The sequence below is a fragment of the Pontixanthobacter aestiaquae genome (assembly GCF_009827455.1).
GTDB lineage: Bacteria > Pseudomonadota > Alphaproteobacteria > Sphingomonadales > Sphingomonadaceae > Pontixanthobacter > Pontixanthobacter aestiaquae.
In genome coordinates this window covers 1708643-1730624 of record NZ_WTYZ01000001.1, presented here as the reverse complement: position 1 = coordinate 1730624, position 21982 = coordinate 1708643, and the positions used below count along the sequence as shown (strand labels likewise).

General features: G+C 56.9%; 18 protein-coding genes and 1 pseudogene. 7 read left to right on the top strand and 12 right to left on the bottom strand.

What is annotated here, in order from left to right; genetic code table 11:
* Positions 1-3 precede the first annotated feature (3 nt).
* The 6 genes from GRI35_RS08250 to plsY all read right to left on the bottom strand — a co-directional run bounded on the left by GRI35_RS08250 (position 4) and on the right by plsY (position 6253).
* The gene (locus GRI35_RS08250; RefSeq protein WP_160613719.1) at positions 4-924 is read right to left on the bottom strand and encodes an HNH endonuclease; all 921 of its coding nucleotides are present in this window, start codon (positions 922-924) and stop codon (positions 4-6) included.
* Position 925: 1 nt separating this feature from the next.
* A complete protein-coding gene (locus tag GRI35_RS08245; protein ID WP_160614818.1) occupies positions 926-1108 on the bottom strand; it encodes a hypothetical protein in 183 nt (60 codons plus the stop codon).
* Positions 1109-1212: 104 nt separating this feature from the next.
* Positions 1213-3804 carry a type I DNA topoisomerase gene (gene topA, locus GRI35_RS08240; protein WP_160613718.1) on the bottom strand — a complete coding sequence of 864 codons (2592 nt, stop codon included), beginning with the start codon at positions 3802-3804 and terminating at the stop codon, positions 1213-1215.
* 85 nt (positions 3805-3889) lie between these two features.
* On the bottom strand, positions 3890-4552 hold the full coding sequence (locus GRI35_RS08235) for a hypothetical protein (RefSeq protein ID WP_160613717.1): 663 nt from the start codon (positions 4550-4552) through the stop codon (positions 3890-3892).
* Positions 4549-5661: a DNA-processing protein DprA gene (gene dprA, locus GRI35_RS08230; RefSeq protein WP_160613716.1), complete on the bottom strand. Its 1113-nt coding sequence runs from the start codon at positions 5659-5661 to the stop codon at positions 4549-4551. The genes GRI35_RS08235 and dprA overlap by 4 nt, the downstream gene beginning before the upstream one ends.
* A gap of 10 nt (positions 5662-5671) precedes the next feature.
* Positions 5672-6253, bottom strand: a complete 582-nt coding sequence (gene plsY, locus GRI35_RS08225) for a glycerol-3-phosphate 1-O-acyltransferase PlsY (RefSeq protein WP_160613715.1) — start codon at positions 6251-6253, stop codon at positions 5672-5674.
* Positions 6254-6391: 138 nt separating this feature from the next.
* Between plsY and murI the strand changes: the two genes are divergently transcribed.
* The 5 genes from murI to GRI35_RS08200 all read left to right on the top strand — a co-directional run bounded on the left by murI (position 6392) and on the right by GRI35_RS08200 (position 13834).
* On the top strand, positions 6392-7186 hold the full coding sequence (gene murI, locus GRI35_RS08220; RefSeq protein ID WP_160613714.1) for a glutamate racemase: 795 nt from the start codon (positions 6392-6394) through the stop codon (positions 7184-7186).
* A 103-nt stretch (positions 7187-7289) separates the two neighbouring features.
* Entirely contained in the window at positions 7290-8510 is a 1221-nt protein-coding gene (gene hemA / locus GRI35_RS08215) for a 5-aminolevulinate synthase (RefSeq protein ID WP_160614817.1), read from the top strand.
* Positions 8511-8617: 107 nt separating this feature from the next.
* On the top strand, positions 8618-10798 hold the full coding sequence (locus tag GRI35_RS08210; protein ID WP_235900167.1) for an EAL domain-containing protein: 2181 nt from the start codon (positions 8618-8620) through the stop codon (positions 10796-10798).
* Between the two features lie 126 nt (positions 10799-10924).
* The gene (locus GRI35_RS08205; RefSeq protein ID WP_160613712.1) at positions 10925-11602 is read left to right on the top strand and encodes a nitroreductase; all 678 of its coding nucleotides are present in this window, start codon (positions 10925-10927) and stop codon (positions 11600-11602) included.
* A 3-nt stretch (positions 11603-11605) separates the two neighbouring features.
* Complete coding sequence (locus GRI35_RS08200) at positions 11606-13834, top strand: outer membrane protein assembly factor BamB family protein (protein WP_160613711.1); 2229 nt, start codon at positions 11606-11608, stop codon at positions 13832-13834.
* A gap of 155 nt (positions 13835-13989) precedes the next feature.
* Here the strand turns inward: GRI35_RS08200 and GRI35_RS08195 are convergent, their stop codons facing one another.
* Positions 13990-15090, bottom strand: a complete 1101-nt coding sequence (locus GRI35_RS08195; protein WP_160613710.1) for a helix-turn-helix domain-containing protein — start codon at positions 15088-15090, stop codon at positions 13990-13992.
* Between the two features lie 103 nt (positions 15091-15193).
* On the opposite strand from GRI35_RS08195, the pseudogene GRI35_RS08190 reads away from it, so the two are divergent.
* Positions 15194-15397, top strand: a pseudogene (locus GRI35_RS08190) (TauD/TfdA dioxygenase family protein); the annotation flags it as partial.
* Positions 15398-15431: 34 nt separating this feature from the next.
* On the opposite strand, the gene GRI35_RS08185 reads toward GRI35_RS08190, so the two are convergent.
* From GRI35_RS08185 to GRI35_RS08175, 3 genes are all read right to left on the bottom strand, one after another.
* Positions 15432-16733, bottom strand: a complete 1302-nt coding sequence (locus tag GRI35_RS08185) for a hypothetical protein (RefSeq protein WP_160613709.1) — start codon at positions 16731-16733, stop codon at positions 15432-15434.
* Positions 16734-16818: 85 nt separating this feature from the next.
* On the bottom strand, positions 16819-18024 hold the full coding sequence (locus GRI35_RS08180) for a type III PLP-dependent enzyme (protein WP_160613708.1): 1206 nt from the start codon (positions 18022-18024) through the stop codon (positions 16819-16821).
* Between the two features lie 124 nt (positions 18025-18148).
* Positions 18149-18703, bottom strand: coding sequence for a LemA family protein (locus tag GRI35_RS08175; protein WP_160613707.1), 555 nt, complete (start codon positions 18701-18703; stop codon positions 18149-18151).
* 67 nt (positions 18704-18770) lie between these two features.
* Here GRI35_RS08175 and GRI35_RS08170 point away from each other — a divergent pair, with 67 nt between their 5' ends.
* Positions 18771-19712: a DUF3137 domain-containing protein gene (locus tag GRI35_RS08170; RefSeq protein ID WP_160613706.1), complete on the top strand. Its 942-nt coding sequence runs from the start codon at positions 18771-18773 to the stop codon at positions 19710-19712.
* An 18-nt stretch (positions 19713-19730) separates the two neighbouring features.
* On the opposite strand, the gene GRI35_RS08165 is transcribed toward GRI35_RS08170, so the two are convergent.
* On the bottom strand, positions 19731-20909 hold the full coding sequence (locus GRI35_RS08165) for a carboxynorspermidine decarboxylase (protein WP_160613705.1): 1179 nt from the start codon (positions 20907-20909) through the stop codon (positions 19731-19733).
* Between the two features lie 63 nt (positions 20910-20972).
* Positions 20973-21908, bottom strand: a complete 936-nt coding sequence (locus GRI35_RS08160) for a cupin domain-containing protein (protein ID WP_160613704.1) — start codon at positions 21906-21908, stop codon at positions 20973-20975.
* Between the last annotated feature and the right edge of the window lie 74 nt (positions 21909-21982).

Sequence of the window (21982 nt, the reverse complement as noted above, 5' to 3'; positions counted from 1 at the left end):
GGTTCACTTTTTCGATATTAAAACGTTTGGAACAGGAGTTGGCCCACTTGTTGCATTGGCAGTAGTCGACTTGGAAAAATCAGCTCTTACCATACCTTGGCGATACTCAGGGGCCAATATAATGTCTTCACATTCGATGTCAGGCTCGAAATCGAAGCTCCCTTCTTCATCACCCACAACGATCTCGTAGGTCGGTGCTCCCAAATTTGAGAACAACGTTAATCTGCATCCAAGTAACTTGTAATCTCCGATCGCCATGCGGCAAAACTGGATCGTGTGTTTAGTTGCCGGATTGATGGAGGTTAGCGCCTCGTTGTCCTTTGACCTTATGTATTTTCGAAAATTGAACTGTTCGTCGCACCTGATCATACGTGGAAGATATGGCGTGAAATTTAAGCCGTATGCTTCGACCGCCAAGCAATGAGCAATCTTTGCTAACATCCTAGAAAAGCTTATTATATCAAGCGACATTGAGCCGAATGATTGAATTGCATAACTATCGAAAATTGCGTTGATCTGTCCTTGATCCACAGCAACCCATGGAGCGATGAACGCTGCGTCAACGTTACCATTGTCGAGGATCGCGGCATCCCTGAACCTCGGCAACGGTAACATGGTCGGATATGCGTCGTAAGGTATTTCCAGTCGATTGCCTTCATCCCCGTCGATTCCGAAAATTGGGAGTGTTTTTGGTGGGGTTTTCGACCTGCTCTGCAGTCCGGATTTGAATCGGAAGGCATGAAATGCGCCGCGCAAAACCTTCGTTTCGAAGCGACTTGTTTCTTCTCGACAAACCTCACAAGTTGCCCGCGGTAAGACGGATTTACCACCCAACGCGAAAGGAATTGAATGTTCGTCGGTCAGCTCATCCGCCGCAAAAAACCGAAGGCAAAATATACATCTCTTTCCGACATGAGGCATCACATCATCGCTTCTTGGCAATCGCAATCTTTTGTTGCTTAGCGAATTTCTTGGTTGATTCCTCGCTGCGGTTTAGCGCTTTGGCGATTTGTTTGAGGCCCTGCCCTTTGCCCGCCAGCAGGCGCAGCTTGCCTGCTTCCTCGGCGTTCCAAGGTTGTTTATGGCGGGTGAAGACTTCTTTGGGCATTGGGTTCTTCCAACCTCTCCAACTCGTCATTGCGAGCGTAGCGCGGCAATCCATGATGCGGCGCCTTGGATTGCCGCGTCGCCTCCGGCTCCTCGCAATGACGGTTATTTCTTCGCAGCTGCCTTCTTGGCCGGAGCTTTCTTCTTCGCGGGCGCTTTCTTCTTCGCCGCTGTCTTCTTCGCGGGTGCCTTCTTCTTAGGCGCAGCCTTCTTCTTGCGCTTCTTCGGCGGCCCCTTCGCAATCCGCTCGTCGAGCAGTTGGATCGCTTGTTCCTCGGTCACATCCTCGGGCTTGATATCCTTGGGGATGGTCGCGTTGTTGGTGCCGTCGGTGACGTAGGGCCCATAGCGGCCGGGCAGGACTTTCATCTCGCCGCCGCTGGTCGGGTGTTCTTTGAAGGTATGGATCGGCTCGGCCTTGGTCCGCCCGCCGCCTTTGCGGGTCGCCGCCTCGGCGATCAGAGCGACCGCGCGGTTCATGCCGATTTCGAATATCTCAGCAGTGTTCTGCAGCTTCCCGTATTTGCCATCCGACCGCACCGCAGGCCCGTAGCGCCACAGACCTGCCTCGATTTCCTTACCCGTATCGGGATGCTCGCCGACTATACGCGGCAAATCGAGCAGCTTCACCGCCCATTCGAGATCGAAATCGTCGAGGTCTTTGGGGATGCTGGCGCGCTTGGTTTCCTTGCCCTCGCCCATTTGGACGTAGGGGCCAAAGCGGCCTGATTTGCGCTCGATTGGTAGGCCCGTTTCCGGATGGTTGCCCATCACCTGATCCTGTGTGCCTTCATCGCCATCCGCACCCGGTTGGGCAAAGCGGCGGGTGAATTTGCATTCGGGATAGTTTGCGCAGGCGACAAATGCGCCGAATTTACCGCCACGCAATGCCAAGCGTCCGCCTTCGCGGCCTTCTTTGTCGCAGAGCGGGCAGAAGCGTGGCTCTTTGCCGTCTTCACGCTCGGGGAACAGAAAGTCGGACAGATATTCGTCGAGCACTTCGGTCACTTCCGAAGGCTGCTTCTCCATCACTTCGTCGGTCTTGGCTTTGAAGTCCTTCCAGAACTCGGCGAGGAGTGCCTTATATTCGGCCTTGCCGTCGGACACGACATCGAGCTCGTCCTCGAGCCCGGCGGTGTAATCATAGGCCACATATTGCGCGAAGAACCGTTCGAGGAACGATGTCAGGAGCCTGCCCGATTCCTCTGCGAAGAAACGGTTTTTCTCCATCCGCACATAGTCACGGTCACGCAGCACCTGAATGGTCGAGGCGTAAGTCGAAGGGCGGCCAATGCCGAGCTCTTCGAGCCTTTTAACGAGGCTGGCCTCTGAATAGCGCGGCGGCGGCTGGGTGAAATGCTGGTTCGCCTCAACTGCTTTCTTAGCAGGCGCATCCCCCTTGTTCATCACAGGCAGCAAACCGGATTCATCATCCGATTTATCGTCGAAACTTTCTTCATACACAGCGAGAAAGCCCGGGAATTTCACAACTTGTCCAGTTGCGCGCAGCTCGTGCAATCCAGCCGGATCGCGCATCGTCACCGTGGTCCGCTCAAGGCTGGCAGACTGCATCTGGCTCGCCATAGCGCGCTTGAAGATCAAATCGTAGAGCTTAGCCTCGTCACCCATGCTGGCCTTGGCTTTGAGGAAACTGGTCGGGCGGATTGCCTCGTGTGCTTCCTGTGCGTTCTTGGCTTTGCTAGAGTAATGGCGCGGCTTCTCGGGAAGATAATGGCCGTCAAACCGGTCCGAAATGGCCTTGCGGCAAGACGAAATCGCGCTGCCATCCATCTGCACGCCGTCGGTCCGCATATAAGTAATCAGGCCTGCTTCGTAGAGCTTCTGCGCACAGCGCATCGTGTGGCTGGCATTGTAGCCCAGCTTGCGCGATGCCTCCTGCTGCAAAGTCGAAGTTGTGAATGGCGGAGATGGATGCCGTTTCTGCGGCTTGGTCTCGACATCTTCGACTTTGAACGGGGCGTTTTCGATCTTGCCTTTGGCTTCGAGAGCAGCACCTTCATGGCCAATACTCAGCTTCTCGAGCTTCTTGCCGTCATATTTGACCAGACGCGCATCGAAGGCAGTGCCGTCATGCTCCATCTTGGCAAGGATCGACCAATATTCGTCGGCCTTGAACGCTTCGATCTCGCGCTCGCGATCAACGATGATCCGCAGCGCGACCGATTGCACGCGGCCTGCACTTTTCGCACCGGGCAGCTTGCGCCACAGAACCGGGCTGAGCGTAAAGCCGAACAGCCGGTCGAGCGCGCGGCGGCCGAGATAGGCATCGACCAGGTCCATGTCGATCCCGCGCGGCTTGGCCATCGCTTCGGTAACGGCTGCCTTGGTAATCGCGTTAAACGTCACGCGATCAACATCGTCGGGCAGAGCTTTGCGTTTCTTCAGCAGCTCCAGCACATGCCATGAAATCGCCTCACCTTCGCGGTCAGGGTCGGTCGCGAGCACAAGGCGGGTGGATTTCTTGGAAGCGTCGACAATCGCTTTCACCTGATCCTTGTTGCGTTTGTCCTGATAGACTTCCCATTTCATGGCGAAGTCCTCATCCGGCTTCACCGCATCATCCTTCTTCGGAAAATCGCGGACATGGCCGTATGATGCGAGAACTTTGAAGTCCTTGCCCAGATAGTTTTCGATAGTCTTCGCCTTCGCGGGCGATTCAACAATGACAAGTTGCATGGAAGTGTGTGCAGTCCTTACGTGTGTACGGGTACGCGCGAGGGTGGGGCCGTAGTTCGTGGTTCGTCAAGCGGTCAATCGAAAGTCACTCGAAAACGTCCGAAACCTCGCGATCCGGGTACGCTAAGAGTGAATATACAGCTAGCCCGACTGCCGTAGAAAGCGCCGCGGAGAGATAGGTCAGAACATTGATGCCCACCATAACCGGAACCGAGAACGTCTCATAATCCGCAAATGCAAATGCCGCTACCGCGACTGGACTAAGTGCAATGGTCACCAAAGCACCAGCAATAATGGCAATTGGCCAAAAGTGATCCCCGGTTACGTCCCAGCTTTTACCTAACGCGTCAGACACCGACTCTCCATCAGCCAGAACATAGCCATAGGCTGGCATCCAACGCACAATTAGTAGCAGCCCTGGAATGATCAATAGGAGCAATCCTATCGTCGTCCCTATGCCGACCACTATCCCCACGCCGAAATATGCCCCAAAACTTCCGCGCATTCCGTCTGTGACCAAGCCCGATTTGATCAGCATATTCGTCATCAAGTAATAGCCCGCCACAAGACCAATTACGCCAACCAATAATTCACCGCCATAGTCCCACAGCTGGAGGTCAACCCAAGTCGCTACGCCGGCGAGCAGCGCAATATAGCCTAAAACCTCAGCAGGCGCGGATGCTACCAATCGCTTGCTTTCGTCGATGAAGGCTTCGAGCCGGTTTGAAACTGAGTCTTCCGGGTTCATAGTTGATCTCCCCTAGCCAAGCTGACACGCCCCGCCGCATGTCGTTGTAACTGCCCTGTAACCTCAAGCTCCATCAATGCAAGCTGGACCGCGGCTGCGCTGGTGCCGGACTGGCGGATCAGTTCGTCTACAGCGACCGGCGCGGTTGTGAGCAGGCTTGCGATATCAGCAGGCTCGGTATCCGCCAGTTCCTCGCCATATTCGAATTTCTGCGCAGCGGTTTCGCGGAAGGTGGAACGAGGTTTTCCATCGAAACCGGTCAGCAATTCCACGACATCTTCGACTGATTGGACCAACACGGCGCCTTCGCGGATCAGATGGTTGCAGCCCTGCGACCGCGCATCGAGCGGGCTTCCGGGGATGGCCATCACCTCGCGGCCCGCCTCTCCGGCTAAACGCGCCGTAATCAGCGAGCCAGACTTTTGCGCCGCTTCCACCACCAACGTACCAGCAGCCAGCCCCGCAATAATCCGGTTGCGGCTAGGGAAATGGCTGCCGCGCGGTTCGGTGCCTGGGGGTTGCTCAGCCAGCAGCAGACCCTCGCTGGCTATCTGTTCCTGCAGTTCGGCATGCTGCGGCGGGTAAGCAATCTCGATGCCGCTGGCGATTACGCCGATTGTTCTGGGCCCAGAACTTAGGGCACCTTGGTGCGCTGCCCCGTCGATACCGCGAGCAAGCCCCGAAACCACCATGTACCCCGCATCCGCCAGCCCCATGGCAAAATCGCGCGACAGCTTTACCGCAGCAGCGGACGCATTGCGCGCGCCAACCATCGCGACGCATGGCTTGGCCGCCAAAGACAAGTCTCCGCGCCATGTCAGGATCGGCGGAGCGCTTTCCAACTCACGCAGAAGCGTCGGATAGTCGGGTGAGTCGTGAAACAGATATTTCGCGCCAGCTTGTTTGGTCGCGGCTACTTCGCGCTCGATTAGCTCGCGTTTCGCAGGGTGATAGCTGCGTCCGCCTCGCTTGCCGAGATCGGGTAGCGCCTCCAGCGCCGCAACCGCGTTACCAAACCGTCCCAATAGCTGCGCGTAAGTGACCGGCCCGATATTCGGCGACCGCAACAAGCGGATGCGCGCAAAAGCCTCTGCCTGGTCGAGGCTCACGCGTTTGCCATCAAGACTTGCTGCCGACCTTGGGTTCTTCGCCGCGCATCAGGCGACCGATATTGGCACGGTGCTGGATCAGCACGATAATGGCGACTGCGATCAACGGGACGATCACTTCAGGATAGCCCATCGCCCATGCCGCAATTGGCGCAGCAACAACCGTCGTCATCGACGAAACCGAGGAAATTCGGCTGACCGCGAGCGTCGCCGCCCAAATCGCTGCACACACCAGCATAACCGGCCATGCCATCGCGAGCAAAACACCTGCGGCGGTTGCAAATCCCTTGCCGCCTTTGAATTTCAGCCATGGCGTGAAGCAGTGCCCTGCAACGGCTGCTACGGCGGCTATTCCGCCTGTTCCGGAAAGAAAATGCTCAGCGATCAAAACCGGCACCGCACCCTTGGCGGCATCCAAAAGCACAGTCGCTGCTGCCAACCCCTTATTGCCGGTGCGCAGGACATTCGTGGCACCGATGCTGCCCGATCCAATCTCGCGGACGTCGCCCAATCCGGCCATTTTCGTCAGGATCAAACCGAAGGGGATCGAGCCAAGGGCAAAGCCCAGTAGAGCGGCGCATAATTCGTTCATAGCTACCCCCTATCCCGTAAGGCCGAGCTTGTCGAAGGGTTGGTTTTTCGCCATGAGCCATGGGTATAGGCAAGGCAGTCCGGCCACAAGCTCAGGAAAAGCAGTTTTGCGCGAATTCGAACGGTTTTGGAGTAAGTTGTGAGAGCCGAGGCACCTATCCTGATCTTCGATTCCGGGGTCGGCGGGCTTACAGTGCTCGCTGAGTTGCGCAAAATCTTGCCAACGGCTCCGGTGGTATTTGCCGCCGATCAGGCTGGCTTTCCCTACGGCGCAAAATCCGAGGCTGAGATTGCGGCGCGTGTCGCCGGATTGCTCGGCCGGATGAGCGAGCGGTATCGCCCTCGCCTTGCCTGCATTGCCTGCAATACCGCCTCGACCATTGCGCTGGAAATGGTGCGCGAAGTGCTGGAAATCCCGATTGTCGGGACCGTGCCTGCGATCAAGCCTGCGGCTGCAATAACCAAGACGGGCACCATCGGTCTGCTCGGCACCGAAGCCACAATCCGCCAAGGCTACGTCGACAGGCTGGAAACGAGATTTGCAAACGGCAAAACACTGCTTCGTTTTGGCGCGCCCGGATTGGTGCGTGCTGCCGAGGCCAAATTGCGCGGCCAAGCGCTTGATACCGATGCCATCGCTAATGCTGTCAGCGGACTGCGCGATCAACCGGGCGGAGATCAAATCGACACGGTCGTTCTGGCCTGCACGCACTTTCCTCTTTTGGTGGACGAACTGGGCGCTGCCTTCGGTTCGAACGTTACCTTCGTCGACGGCGCAGCGGGCATTGCGCGCCGCATCGTCTCGCTGTGCGAGGGACAGAGCTTCGCCTCGGACATTCCGAGCCTGGCGATCACAACCGGATCGTTCGATCAGTTTACCCCCCTCGCTCGGCTATTTGCGGATCATGGAATCGATCAGCTTGATAGGTTTTAATCGCGAACGATTCGCAAAGATCAGGCTGGAAATTGTGGAAACCTCGGACTAAATCGCCCAGCGATGGATGCCGGATTCGACTGGCGATGACCGCAGGTTTGCGATGAATTACGACCAGATTTTCGATTCCGCGATTGACCGCCTGCACTCCGAAGGGCGTTACCGCGTGTTCATCGATATCCTTCGCAACAAAGGCGCATACCCCAATGCGCGCTGTTTCCACGGTCATAACGGCCCCAAGCCGATCACCGTCTGGTGCTCCAACGATTACCTCGCCATGGGCCAGCATCCCAAAGTTATCGAAGCGATGGAGGGAGCGCTGCATGATGTCGGCGCAGGCTCTGGCGGAACGCGCAATATTGGCGGCAACACGCATTACCACGTCGAGCTGGAGCATGAGCTGGCCGAACTGCACGGCAAGGAAGCCGCATTGCTCTTCACCAGCGGTTATGTGTCCAACGATGCAACGCTCTCGACCATGGCGAAACTGCTGCCCGGCTGCGTGATTTTCTCCGACGCGCTGAACCACGCCAGTATGATCGCAGGTATCCGCAACTCGGGCTGTCCGAAGCGTGTCTTCCGGCACAATGATCTGGTACATCTGGAAGAATTGCTCGCGGCAGAAGACCCTGACACGCCCAAGCTGATCGCTTTTGAAAGCGTCTATTCGATGGACGGCGATGTCGCGCCGATCCATGCGATTTGCGATCTGGCCGAGAAATACAACGCTCTCACTTACATCGACGAAGTGCATGCAGTGGGCATGTATGGAGAGACCGGTGGCGGTATCTCGCAGCGCGATGAAGCCGCTGACCGGATCGACATTATCGAAGGCACACTCGGCAAGGCCTTCGGCGTGATGGGCGGCTATATCGCTGCGGACAAGAAGATCGTCGATTGCATACGGTCTTACGCGCCCGGTTTCATCTTCACGACGTCGCTCAGCCCGGCATTGGTTGCAGGTGTGCTCGCGGCTGTGAAGCACCTCAAATCGTCGAGCGAAGAACGCGATGCGCAGCAGCATAACGCCGCCATGCTGAAGACCAAATTCGCCGCCGCCGGCCTTCCGGTGACGATCAGCGAAACGCATATCGTTCCACTGATGGTCGGCGATCCGGTTCGCGCCAAGAAGATCAGCGATATCTTGCTGGCCGAATACGGCGCCTATGTGCAGCCGATCAATTACCCGACAGTTCCGCGCGGCACCGAGCGTCTGCGTTTCACCCCCGGCCCCGCCCATACCGAAGCGATGATGGACGAGTTGACCGAAGCTCTGGTCGAGATATGGGATCGGCTGGATCTGGAATTGCAGAAGGCCGCCTGAATTCCACCGATCAACAGCACCGGTTCTTAAAACGATATTAACCATCACAGGCTAGCCACAACGCATGTGTTTTGCGCAAACTTTGGTGAGCTAGGCCGTTTATGGCGATGAAGGGTTTTCTTCAGGGGCTGACCAGCAAGCCCGAAAAAGCCATTCCCGTTGCTAGCGGCGATGCATTGCGCCTGCGCATTCTCGATGAATTCGACAAGGCCGGGGTCGGCTGGATTTGGGCAACAGATGCTGCCGGAAAACTGATTTACCTCGCCGATCAGGCGACCGAAAAACTCGGCCGGACCACGGGTGATCTGATGGATCGCCCGTTCGATGAAATTTTCGAGCTGGATGAGATCAATGAAAGCGACAACAACGGTCGCTCGCTCAAATTTCAACTGAAAGCCCGCAACAAAATCCGCGATCAGATCGTTCGCTTTGCGCTCGACAATCCGAGAGAAAATATACGCCAGACATGGTGGTCGCTCTCCGGTCATCCGGTGCGTGATGACGAGGGGGAGTTCATTGGCTATCGGGGAGCGGCGCATGATGTGACCCGCGAATATGAGCGCAAGCTGATCGATTCCAAACTGGCCGATTATGACTCGCTGACCAGCCTTGCTAACCGGCATCATATGGAGCGCCAGATAGACGCGCGAATTGCAGCGCTCAAGACATCCAACCGTTCCTTTGCGCTGATGATGATGGACCTGGACAAGTTCAAACGCGTCAATGACACGCTCGGCCATCAAGCCGGCGATGCATTGCTGATCGAAGTCGCCGAACGCCTTCGCTCGATCGTCGGTGATCGCGGCCACATTGCGCGTCTGGGCGGCGACGAATTCCAGGTCCTGATTCCCGACGAAGATGATCGCGGCAAGCTGGGTGAACTGGCCGACAAAATCATCCAGATCCTGTCGCAGCCCTACCCGCTCGAAGACAGCAAACGCGCCATTATCGGTGCGTCTGTCGGCATCGCGGTTGCGCCCTTCGACGGCGAAGAGCGCGAAAATATCATCCGTAGCGCCGACCTTGCACTCTACGCCGCCAAGAACGGTGGTCGCGGTCAGTTCCGCTTCTATGCGGCCGACCTCAAAAACGAGGAGCAGGAGCGCGAAAACCTGCTTGATGATCTGCGGATCGCGCTGGAGGCCGATCAGCTGCGGCTGGAATATCAGCCTGTCGTATCGATCAAAAGCGGCGCTGTAGTCTGCCTTGAAGCGCTGATGCGGTGGGAACACCCTGAGCGCGGCGAAGTTAGCCCAAGCTCGTTTATTCCGGTCGCCGAAGAAAGCGATCTGATCAACAATCTCGGCGAATGGGCGCTGCGCACCGCGTGTGAAACGGCAGCCGAATGGCCCAATAGCGTCCGGATCGCGGTCAATGTGTCGGCAGTGCAATTCGCCAATCCCGGATTGCCTGCGGTGGTTGCGAACGCCCTCGCGCATTCGGGTCTCGCACCCGATCGTCTGGAGCTTGAGCTGACCGAGAGTATCTTCGTCGGCGACAGCATCGAAACCGAGCAGATGTTCGCCAATCTCAAAAAGCTTGGCGTGCGGCTCGCGCTGGACGATTTCGGTACCGGCTACTCCTCGCTCAGCTATCTGCGTTCCGCCCCGTTCGACAAGATCAAGGTCGATAAGAGCTTCGTTGAAAGCTGTACCCAGAAGGACAAGAACAGCGCCAAGATCATCGCCGCTATCGTCGGTCTGTCGAGCGCGCTGAATATGGAAACGACCGTCGAGGGCGTCGAAGCATTTGACCAGCTCGAAGTGGTCAAATCCAAAGGCGCGAAACTGGTTCAAGGCTTCATCTATTCCCGGCCATTGCTGCGCGAGGAAGTGCTCGAACGGATCAAGCAGGGCGACTTTGTGATCGAGCCGGACGGCCCGGATAAGTATCGCCCCGACCGCCGCACCGTTTTCCGCCGCATCGGCGTGATCCATGAAGACTATTATTACAACGCCGTGATGCGCAATCTCTCGCGCAATGGCGCGGGTATTGAGGGTATTGTCGGCGTTGATATCGGTACCGAAGTGGTGCTCGATCTCGGCGAGGGGCAGCTTGCTGTGAGCAAGGTCATCCACACCCAGGAAACCGGCTTTGGCGTGGAGTTCGAAACGCAGCTCACCAGTGATGGATCGGGCGGTTTGTGTACGCGCCACCGCGTGCCGCCCTACACCATAGCCGCCGCAGGCTTGCCCCAGAAACCGGGAACCGCCGGCCCAACCGATGGCAAGCGCAATGAATCCAAGCCCAAATTCCTCGAGATCGCGCCCAGTAGTATTACTGCGTAGCGAGGCAATTGAGCCTCGCCTCCTGAGAATAATCCCGCGCTCACACATCCGGCCTTTCGCGAAGGCGCGAAGCGTGTAACTGTCCGCGCAAATGCATTCTTTCGTATTCCAAAGGCATCTCCATCCATGAACTATGACGACGTCGTCCTCGGCCGCCGCAGCATTCGCGGCTATCTCGACAAGCCGGTACCGCGCGAATTGATCGAGGAAATTCTGGCGCTGGCAATGCGCTCGCCCTCCTCGATGAACACCCAGCCCTATCATTTTCATATCATCGCAGGCGAGCCGCTCGACCGCATTCGCAAGGGCAATACCGAACGCATTCTTGCGGGCGAACCCGACAGCCGCGAATTTCGCCGCGGCCATCCTTTTCAAGGCGTCCACCGCGACCGGCAGGTCGGCTGCGCGATCCAGCTGTTCGAAGCGATGGGCATCGAGCGGGACGATAAGGAAAAACGGCAGGACTGGGTTCTGCGCGGTTTCCGCCAGTTCGATGCTCCGGTCTGCGTGATTATCTCCTATGACAAAGAGCTATCCGATAGCGACGACACCGCCTTCGATTGCGGCGCCGTCACAACCGCCCTGGTCAATGCTGCATGGTCACGCGGCCTCGGCTGCGTCATCAATTCGCAAGGGATCATGCAAAGCCCGGTGGTGCGCGAACATGCCGGTATTCCCGACGATCAAGTGATCATGAAAGCCGTCGCCATGGGCTGGCCCGATGAGGACTTCCCCGCCAATCCGGTGAAGATCACCCGCCGGAAAGTGGACGAAGCCGCGCGGTTTGTAGGGTTCGGAGATTGACTTATGGCTAGCGCGATCCGTCGCCTGTTCCAGTGGAAGACGCTAGCATTCGCGTTGGGTATTGGCTCGCTGCTTGCTGCAATAGTTTACGCCACGCTCGCGGTATTCTTTCCGGACATTTTTGATGGGGTAAACCGCATTGCACATCGGCAAATCGTCGCAGTACAGGACTATTATTACGACCGCAGAACATCCGAGTCCGAGTTTGCATTGGAAGACCCGGTCGAACGTGCGTCACTGCCATTGTACAGAACTATTCCTGCCTTGGCTGCAGAGAAGCGAACCCCTCATATCGCTCAACCTGAGGCCAACTATCAGACATGGCACCGTAGTACGGGGGGGGCAGCAGCACTCCGATATTCGTCGCTTGATGAGGTGTCGCCAGAAAATGTGGCGCAACTTGACGTAGCCTGGACCTATGAAGATCAGGAGAACGGCAATGTTCAAGCAACACCAATCTTTGCTGCTGACCGACTAATTTTCCCGACTGCACGAAACTCAATTATCGCGATTGATCCGGGCACCGGCGAACCGCAATGGGAGGCCAAAGCGTACGGACCAGAGCCAGCAAAGCGTGGTCTGATATTTTCTGAATCCCACAATGCCGTCTTTTTTGCATCCGGCGCTAACCTGCACGCCATCGCGGTCGATACGGGCGAGCCAACGAGTATTTTGGACGGCGGTAAAGTCCGCCTTTCAGGCGTCGCGAAAGTAGCGCCAGCCATTTGCGGTGATACTGTGGTTAGCGCCAACACCGGCGAAAACCCCGCACTGCAAGCTTTTGACATCGATACAGGTGATCTACTTTGGTCAACGGAGCTCATTCCGGACGATCTACCAACCGGCACAGGCGGCCGACCGTCGAAACAGGCCGGCGCAAATCCATGGGGCGGTTTCTCGGTTGACCAGGCGCGATGCATAGCCTTCGTCAGCACCGGAAACCCCGGCCCGGTACTTGTGGGTGTCGAGCGCCCCGGCCCAAACCCCGGTTCAAGCAGCGTGATTGCGATAGATATCGCGACCGGAGAGACGTTGTGGCGCTTCCAAGAGATTGCACACGACCTTTGGGATCTCGACATTCCAGCAGCCTCGGTACTAACCTCAATCACGCTTGACGGGCAGAAAATTGATGTGGTTGCCACACCTACCAAGCAAGGCAACATGCTGTTGCTTGACCGGCTAAGCGGTCAGCCAATTTTCGACTGGCGGTTGCGGCGGGCACCCACATCAACCGTCCCCGGCGAGCGGACAGCAACATATCAGCCCGATCCGATTTTGCCTGTGCCCTTCGCTCGTCAAGTATTCTCGCAAGACGAAGTGACCGATATTGGGGAAGAAAACCGCGCTTCCGTATTGGCACAATTGAGCAACTCCTTATTTGGATTCTTTACGCCGCCCAGCCCCAACCAAGATTTGGTGTTCTATGGCCTTCATGGCGGCGCAGAATGGCCTGGGGCGGCAGCCGACCCAAGCGATGGTTCGGTTTTCATCGCCGCCAACAACGTGCCCTCCATTCTCGGCTTGGTTCCGGAACAGAAGGTCATGCTCGACAGCACGCATCTTGGTCGGACGGTTTATGAGCAGAACTGTGCATCATGCCATGGTAGCGAGTTGGGTGGCGGCGTGGGTCCGAACATTCAGGACGCCGGTTATCGGATGAGTGACGAGGCCCTCACATCGATTATTCTCAAAGGTCAACAGGCTATGCCAGCGGTCCATCTTGATGATCAGCAATTGCAGCAAGTGCTTGGTTATCTGTCGTCAGGCACCGCAACCGGTAGTAAATTTCCGCGATACCGCCGCGCTGAATACCGACGGCTTTACGATGTAGAAGGCTTTCCGGGTTCGAAACCGCCTTGGGGGACGCTGAGCCGGATCAATCTGGCGACAGGTAAGATCGACTGGCAAATTCCATTTGGCCGGCACTTGGCATTGGAACAGCGAGGCATTGACGGAACGGGCACTGAGAATTTTGGCGGTCTCCTAACAACGGCTTCCGGATTGTTGTTTGCATCGGGCACAAAGGACAAACGGATTTACGCCTTCGATAGCGCCAACGGCACAGAATTGTGGTCGCACCAGCTTCCATATATCGGCTCAGCTCCGCCGATGACCTACTCCTACAATGGTGAGCAATATGTTGTCATACCCGCAACAGGTGGCGGGACGTTGGCGATTTACGATGACAGAGTCGAAACGGGTAATGCGTTCATCGCCTTCAAACTGCCGTGAATGGTTCTGGGTTGCCCCAAACCGGCACCTCGCTTGGCGCACGACCGTTCTTCCTTCATACTCCGAAACACATGGGAGAAATGAATGGCTACCGATAATGCGGCGATCGCCAATACAGCAAAACTGGCTGTTGCGCGGTTTGTGGGTTTCGGGGGCTAATCCGGCACCTCACCAACCATATCCGGAGGCGCGGTGTTGACACATGTGACACTCCCCTCGCGTTCTATTTTCCTGGTCGCTTCAACTGCCGCCTCTTCCGCGAGCACCCGGTCGAGCAAGTCCGCGCCGGCTGCATCCCATGCATCCCAATCCTGACCCGCGGCCTGCGCACTACGGTGCATTGCGTCCGCTTCGGCCTGGTCCCGGTCGGCCTGCTCGGCTGGATCGCTCTCGGACAGATCGCTGTGGCCCGGATCGCTTTGGGCAGACTGATCGGCAAGCGCCTCGCTCCTTGCATAGCTGACATATTCGTCGCGCGTCGGCGGAATGTTTGGGGCCGATCCGGAGCGATCCTTGCGAAGCGTGTCCGCGACCGCATCAAAATCCTCCAGCGGTTCATGACCCGCCATGGCCGCCAGCAAGCGGTCGAACTGTCCGGCATCTCTTGCCATATCCGGATCTTCGGCAATCCGCCGGTCAAGCCGCGCAAGATGCGCCAGCAGATAGCGCGCATCATGCCTGCGATATGTGGCGACATGCTCGCCCCGGACGAACACCGGAACGCGCACCCCGTCCACAGCGCGAGCGGCCAGTTCTGCCTCGTACCGTGCGCGCGCATGAACCAGCGCCATGTCCCAGCATCGCGCGAAATCGGCATAGCGTCGGCGCGCGCGATAGACCGTCTCGCGGCTCACCCCGACCTGCGCAGCCGCCGAACGGACATTACCGTGCCCCGCCAGCGCATCGAGGAAGCGAACCCGCGCCCCGGTGTCGAACACGGCCGCAGGATGGAGCGGCTCATATAGCCCCCTCTCTTGAGGGAGGGGGTTGGGGGTGGGTGTATCCGGTTCGCCTTGGTGTTCTACGTAACCATCAGTGCACCCCCCACCCTCGATCCCTCCCCCGCGGGGAGGTAAGCTATCCGCGTCCAAATCGATCTCAACCGGGTCATCGCCCGGCAACCAGCCCGCAGGCCAGCGCCCGGCTTCACCCGCAGACGGCCGCAACGCAACCCCGTGCTGCGCGAGCCGCTTGTTCAGCTCGGCGTCCGATATGGGGTGGTCGGTATCGGCGGGAAGATTACTGTGGCCGGTCATGATCCGTCTCCTGAAGAGTGAACGAATCGAACCATGTATGTCAGGCGGATGGCTGTAGGACAGCGAAACTTGACCGGCTGAATGGACGTCGAGCTATGTTGTAAGGGTAAGCGCGGGCGAAAGCCGTTGGCTGCTCGACCATCTCTACGCCACCGCCGCGAACCCAGAAATTCAATGCCGCTTCCGCTGGGAGAAAGGCTCCATCGCCTTCCGGGACAACCGCGTGTGCCAGCACTTGGCGGTGAGCGACTATTTCCCCGCGCGGCGGGTTATGGAGCGGGTCACCATTGCTGGAGACAGGCCGTAATTTGGATAGGTCGGCCGCATAATGAAGATCGGCCTTACATCCATCGAATTTCGTTCGCTGACATTTCCTCGATTTGCTCTTTGATAGTCGAGATAGCGCTCTCTGATGGCAATTGTTCATCAAAGAAGTTTTGCGAGCGCGGTTCTCCAGATATAAATGTCAACGGTCCAAGTTCGCCGTCAACAAACACGTCGCGAAACGCCAAATCTTGAACATCCTCATTTCCGTTCATTGTTAATGAAGTGACTGACCGCGTTCTTTCGACAATCGCAATTTTGAAGCACATCTCACCCCGATCCCATAAAACACTTTCTATCCGCTGGAAGAGGTGAGAAATTGCCGACTCCTCACGGGTGTACCCCAAATTGGGAATTTTGCGTGAGGACGGTGGTATCTCAATTTGATCAATGCCATTCCAATCACGATGTTCGAATTGATCGGCAAGCGAGTGGAGGTACTCGCCATCAAAACCAAACGACTCTGCAGAGTGATAGCGCACAACAAGTGTCCGCTCGAATTTGAGAGGGTCGAGCGAGAACAAATCAAGCGCGATGCCAATCTGGAAGTTCCCAGAATCCTGGTAGTCGGGCTGATCTAGTTCGGAGCTACTGGCCTTTGGATCTTTCGCCGAAAACCTGGAGATTAGGCGTGGAACAAAATTGAGCTTTCTATGCGCAGAAGACGATCGAACTATCGATCCAATATGAGGCCGGAGTGCCCACCGGGCATCATCGCTGAACCAACAAAAATCGTAGTCACGCCATTGAAAATCTCGTTTCAGATCGCCCAATTCATGGACGTCAACTTGACTGTTATGGGGGTCGAATACCGCGACGACCCTAGAACCAACACAGACAATCTTGCCATCATCTCTGGACAGGAGAGTATGGAAACCAGCACCTCTCGCAATTGGGAAACTTCGACTGATAGAACCGTCTGTGGAAAGCTGCCGGACAAAGCTCATCGGCCTCGGCAACGTGAAATCGTTCAACTGCTTATCGGAAACGGGTTCGGGATCGAGTACAAAAACTGAGCGGGACGTCGGCGCGAAGCACCATGATCGTCTACCATGCATCCCCCTAATCGACACATAGTGACGACAGTCGGCACCATTCGTTCTTTTGCGCTCCTCTAGATCAAAGATCGCGACACTTTTGTTAGACCCAACTGCGAACAGATAGCGATCGTCAAGTGCCTCAATATCCGCTTTTTGATCTTCAAAAGGTAGGAAAGACCAGGCCCGATCAGTCCCGGAATCTATCTCAGCGACTGTCAACGTGTGGACGAAATCGTCCCCTTTAAGGCGGTAATCGATCGGACAGGTACGAATATCCATCGTTCAATCCCTCAGAACCAAGCGAATTGCTAAGTTTCAGAGACTTAGGAGGTATCGGCAAACACTACAATCGAAGCCGATATTTCTACCGCAAACTCACCACATTATCGCTCGCTCTGGGATCGGCGCGGTCGCCTCGGAACAGGCTCGCCATCGGTTCATCGGCCACATCGACTTGCTCGGCATCGCCGAAGCCGTTGAAGCCGGTTTTCATTGCTGCGCCATAGGCACCCAGCATACCGATCTCGATATAGTCATCGGCTTTAATATCGCCGGGGAGCAAGAACGGGCCTTTCATATAGTCGGCATCGTCGCAGGTCGGGCCGAAGAACGCGAATTCTTCCAGCGGATCGCGCAAATCGTCCGCCAGCGCGTTTACGGGGAAACGCCAATCGACATGCGCGGCGTCGTAGAGCGCGCCATAGGCGCCGTCATTGATAAATAGCTCGTCTCCGCGGCGTCTCTCTACGCGGACGATCAGCGATGAATATTCCGCACACAGTGCCCTGCCCGGTTCGCACCACAGCTCTGCATTGTACGCGATCGGCAGCTCGTAGAAATGGCGGTGGATGACGCTGAAATAATCTTCCAGCGGTGGCGGTTCCATATCGGGGTAAATGCTGGGGAAGCCTCCGCCGATATCGACCATATCGATCACCACGCTGGCATCGGCGATGGCGGCGCGCACGCGCTCGAGCCCCTGCACATAGGCATGCGGGCTCATCGCCTGACTGCCGACATGGAAGCAAATACCCAGCCAGTCGCAATGCTGGCGGGTGACTTGCAGCAGCTCGCCCGCATCGGCCAGATCGACGCCGAATTTGGAAGCGAGCGACAATTCTGCATATTCGCTCGACACGCGCAGGCGTACCAGCAGGCGTAGATCGGTAGCCGGATTGCCTTGCTCGTCGCTGCATGCGGCAACGATCTTCTCCAGCTCTTCGATCGTGTCGAGGCTGAAGGTCTTTACGCCGTGCTGGCGATACGCCTCGCGAATTGCGCGCGATGTTTTGACCGGGTGCATAAAGCACAATGTCGCATCCGGCACTGCTTCGCGCGCCAATCGCACCTCTGCAATCGATGCGACATCGAAATGGGTGATGCCGTTATCGAAGAGGATTTTGAGCAGCGCGGGTGACGGATTGGCCTTCACCGCATAGAGCGATTTGCCCGGAAACTTCTCGACAAAGAAGCGGGCAGCGCGCGCGGCGGCTTGCGGGCGATTGAGGATGACCGGTTCATCCGGCGACAGGTCGCGGACTACAGCAGTGGCGTCTGGATAGATGTGCAACTCAAGGGACCCCCTGAAGGTAGTGAATGTTCAAGGCTGCCTTGCGGTTGATCCCTTGGGGCAGTGAGGCGCGCAAATAGTGACGCGAAGAGGTTTTCGCAAGGAAATTCCGTATCGCAGCGCGTCAAAATGCCACGTCGGGCACCTGATCGACCACGCCCTTCTCGCTGTCGTCGAGGCGGTGGAAATCGGCTTCCTGAAAACCGAGCATACCTGCGAATAGAATAGCCGGGAAACTCTCCCGCGCAGTGTTGAAGCGCGATACCGCAGCGTTCAGAGCGCGGCGCGCTGCCGCCAGCTTGTCTTCAACATTCGACAATTCGCGCTGCAATTCCTGGAAGTTCGCGCTCGCTTTGAGGTCGGGATAGGCCTCACCCAGAGCAAGCAGCTTGTCCAGAGCCACGCGCAATTGCGCCTCGTCGTTCGAAGAAACGGGACCGCTGGCCGCCTGATTGCGCGCAGCAATCACCGAATCCAGCGTTTCTTTCTCGTGCCCGGCATAGCCTTTCACGGTGTTCACAAGGTTCGGGATCAGATCGTGCCGCTGGCGCAATTGCGCATCGATATCGGCCACACCTTGATTCACATTCTGCCGCAGGCCAACCAGGCGGTTATAAATACCAACCACGAAAATCGCCAGAACGACCAGAACGACTGCCAGAATGATGAGTGATGTCACGGTTTAATCCCTTGATTGCGTCAGCCCTCTATACATACAGTGGGGTAGTTAATTAAGGTCCAATCGTATGATTGAAGCGCCCAACGTAGATCGCTTGCTTGCCGGACCCTTGGGTGACTGGCTTTCCCAGCATGAAGTGGTGCGCGAAGAAGCCAAGGAAAAGACCAAAGGCCGCTATTTCAAAGTGGCCATCGCGGCTGTCATTATTCTGCCCTTCCTGTTCCTGCTGGTGCCGATTTCAACCCAGCTGAAACTGTTTCTGGCTTTCGGAGCCGCGATGGGCGGTGCGGTCTGGGGCTATCTGCCCACAGCCGAGGCTAAGAAACAGGCCAAGATCGGGATCAACGATGCGATCGCAGAGTCGCTCGGGCTGACATACGAACATGATTTCGAGCCCGGCCAGGAATTCGGCCACTGCAAGCAATACGGATTGGTCCCGCATTACGGCCGGGCAGGGTTCGAGGACCGTTGGAGCGGATCGGTTGCGGGCCGCGATTTCAGCCTGTTCGAAGCGCATCTCGAAGTTAAACGCGGCTCGGGCAAGAATAGTCGTTGGGTCACCGTATTTCGCGGCGCGATCATCACCATGGGTTATGGCAAACCGTTCTACGGAACCACACTGCTCCAGCGCGCGGGCAAGCATAAGAAGTTCTTCGGCGGGCGCCAGGATAACGTCTCATTCAAAGGCCATGAGCTCGGCTTAGTCGATATGGTCCATCCAGGGTTCGAGGACCGTTTTGTGGTCTATTCCGACGACCAAACCGAAGCGCGCTATCTGATCGATCCGACCTATGTCGAGCGGCTGATCGCCATCGAAGACGCCTTCCACGGCGATGACATCCGCAGCCTGTTCATCGCGGGCCAAGTGGTGATCGCGGTGGAAAGCGGCAATCTGTTTGAAAGCGGCTCGATCAACGCGGCCGATGACCGCGCGAAGATCGAAGAAACCGTCAGCCAGTTCACCAAACTCGCCGATCTGGCCATCAGCTTCAACGAAGAAAAGCGCTAACTCAGGCCTAACTCAGGCCTAGCTCAGACGGCCCCGAAAATCCTGATAGCCGAAGCTCTTGACCTGTTCGAGCTGATCCGCCTCGCTATCCCACAGCCAAATCGACGGCAGTTGGACCCCGTTGAACGTGTTGGTTTTGACCATCGAATAATGCGCCTGATCGAGAAACGCGATCCGCTGTCCTGGCTCGCACGGCACGGGCAGTTGGTAGTCGCCGATGACATCACCTGCGAGGCATGATGGCCCGCCCAGCCTGACCGGATCCCCCGCCCCGTCCTCTTCCTCGCCCAGCATCGCGGGGCGATACGGCGCTTCGATCACATCGGGCATGTGGCAGGTGGCAGAGATATCGCTGATCGCAAGCGGCATCCCGTTCCAGTGATGGTCAAGGATGGTGCCGGTCAGTATCCCCGCATCCAGCGCAATCGCCTCACCTGGTTCCAGATAGATTTCCGCGCCGGTTTCTTCCTTCACCTCGATCAGAAACTCGACCAAAGCCTCGCGGTCATAATCGGCGCGGGTAATGTGATGCCCGCCGCCCAGATTGATCCATTTGAAATGCCCGAAATAGGGTTCGATATGCTCTTTGAGCGCGTCCCACGTATTGCGCAGCGGCTCGAAACCCTGCTCGCACAGATTGTGGAAATGTAGCCCGTCGAGCGGCTCGACATGCTCGTCCTCCAGCTGGTCAACCGGAAAACCGAGGCGCGAGAACGGCGCGCTGGGATCATATTTGGGCACTTCGCCCTCCGGATGCATCGGATTGACGCGCAGGCCGACCTCCACGCCCCCGCCCATCGCTTTGGCCTGCTCGAGAATTAGCGCCGCCCGCTCCATCTGCATCGGCGTGTTGAAAATCACATGGTCGGACAGGCGGCACACCTCTTCCAATTCATCGGGCTTGAACGCCGCGGAGTAAGTCGAGATTTCGCCATCATAAAACTCGCTCGCCAGCCGCGCTTCCCACAGGCCGGACGTGCACACGCCGTCGAGATAATCGCCCATAATCGGCGCGACTGACCACATCGAAAACGCCTTTAGTGCGCCCAGCATCTTGATATCGGCAGCATCACGGATGTCCGCGAGCACTTGCAGATTGGCGCGCAGCTTCGCGGTATCGACAACAAATGCGGGGCTATCGACGCGGTTCAAATCGAATTGTGCGAAGGCGCCCGGATCGCCTGCTTTGGTTTCCATAACCAGCGCTGTAGCGTCTTCGTCTAGCCGCGCAAAGTGGCGGCGAACTCTGTCCCTGTCTGCTTATTGCTTCTTGAACTCATATTGTCGGTGCCATTCATTGATATCCTCCAGATATGCCGGATATGATGTTCCAAAAGCGAAGTCCGAATTGTCGCCGTAGAGAACAAGGATACCTTCGAGTGGTTCTTCTCCATCGTTTACAATATGGTGCTTGACGAATTGCTGGACGAACACGCTCATTCCTGCGCCCACCTTAATCGGACCACCATCAGTGTGTAATGTTCCCGTACCACTGGTAAATACGAAAAGGTTCGGCATCTGTCCGAACTCAAGTTGCGCATCAGCGTTGGCCTCTTGCTGCGGCCCAAGGCTTATGTGCAGCACGCGAACGCCTTTCATCATGTGCAGGGCAGTCGCCTGAGCACCGTGGGTCTCGAGCGATGTATCACGGCCGAACCGGATCACTTCCGGCTTACCCTTGGTGAAGAAATGCGACAGTGCGAGATAAAGCTCGGCCTGATCACCCGAGGTTGATGAAAAACCCTCCATATCTCTGGTATCGACGCCAACACGATCGCTGCTGAAGCTCTTCATTGCGGCTGTGCCGGCATTGACTTCCCCACTCGCGATCTTCTCGAGCACGTCGATGCTTGCAATATCAAAATACCACGTCGGTTCGGATGGCTCACCGCGAGTCAGCGAGACTGCGTGCGGACCAAAAGAATGATCCGTCAGACGCCCACGACGCGAAGCGATTTCGATGCGATTGACGCTCACGGTCCACCACTGGTCGACCAGTTTGATACCGAATACCGAATCTATCGCTATCGGATCGTTAATATAATCGCCCGCCAGCTCCCGGAGAATCGCATCGGCTCGCATCACCTCGCCTTCACTCAGTACCAATTGCGGTTCGACCTGATTGTTTTGCGCCATGGCGACTCCCGGATTCATCAACGTGGCCAGACCTGCCAACATCGTAAACTTCTTTCGCATAGTTCGTTACTCCCTTGCAGTGTAGTAGGGAGGTAATACACATGGCGATTAAATTAAACAAGTGCTTAATTTAT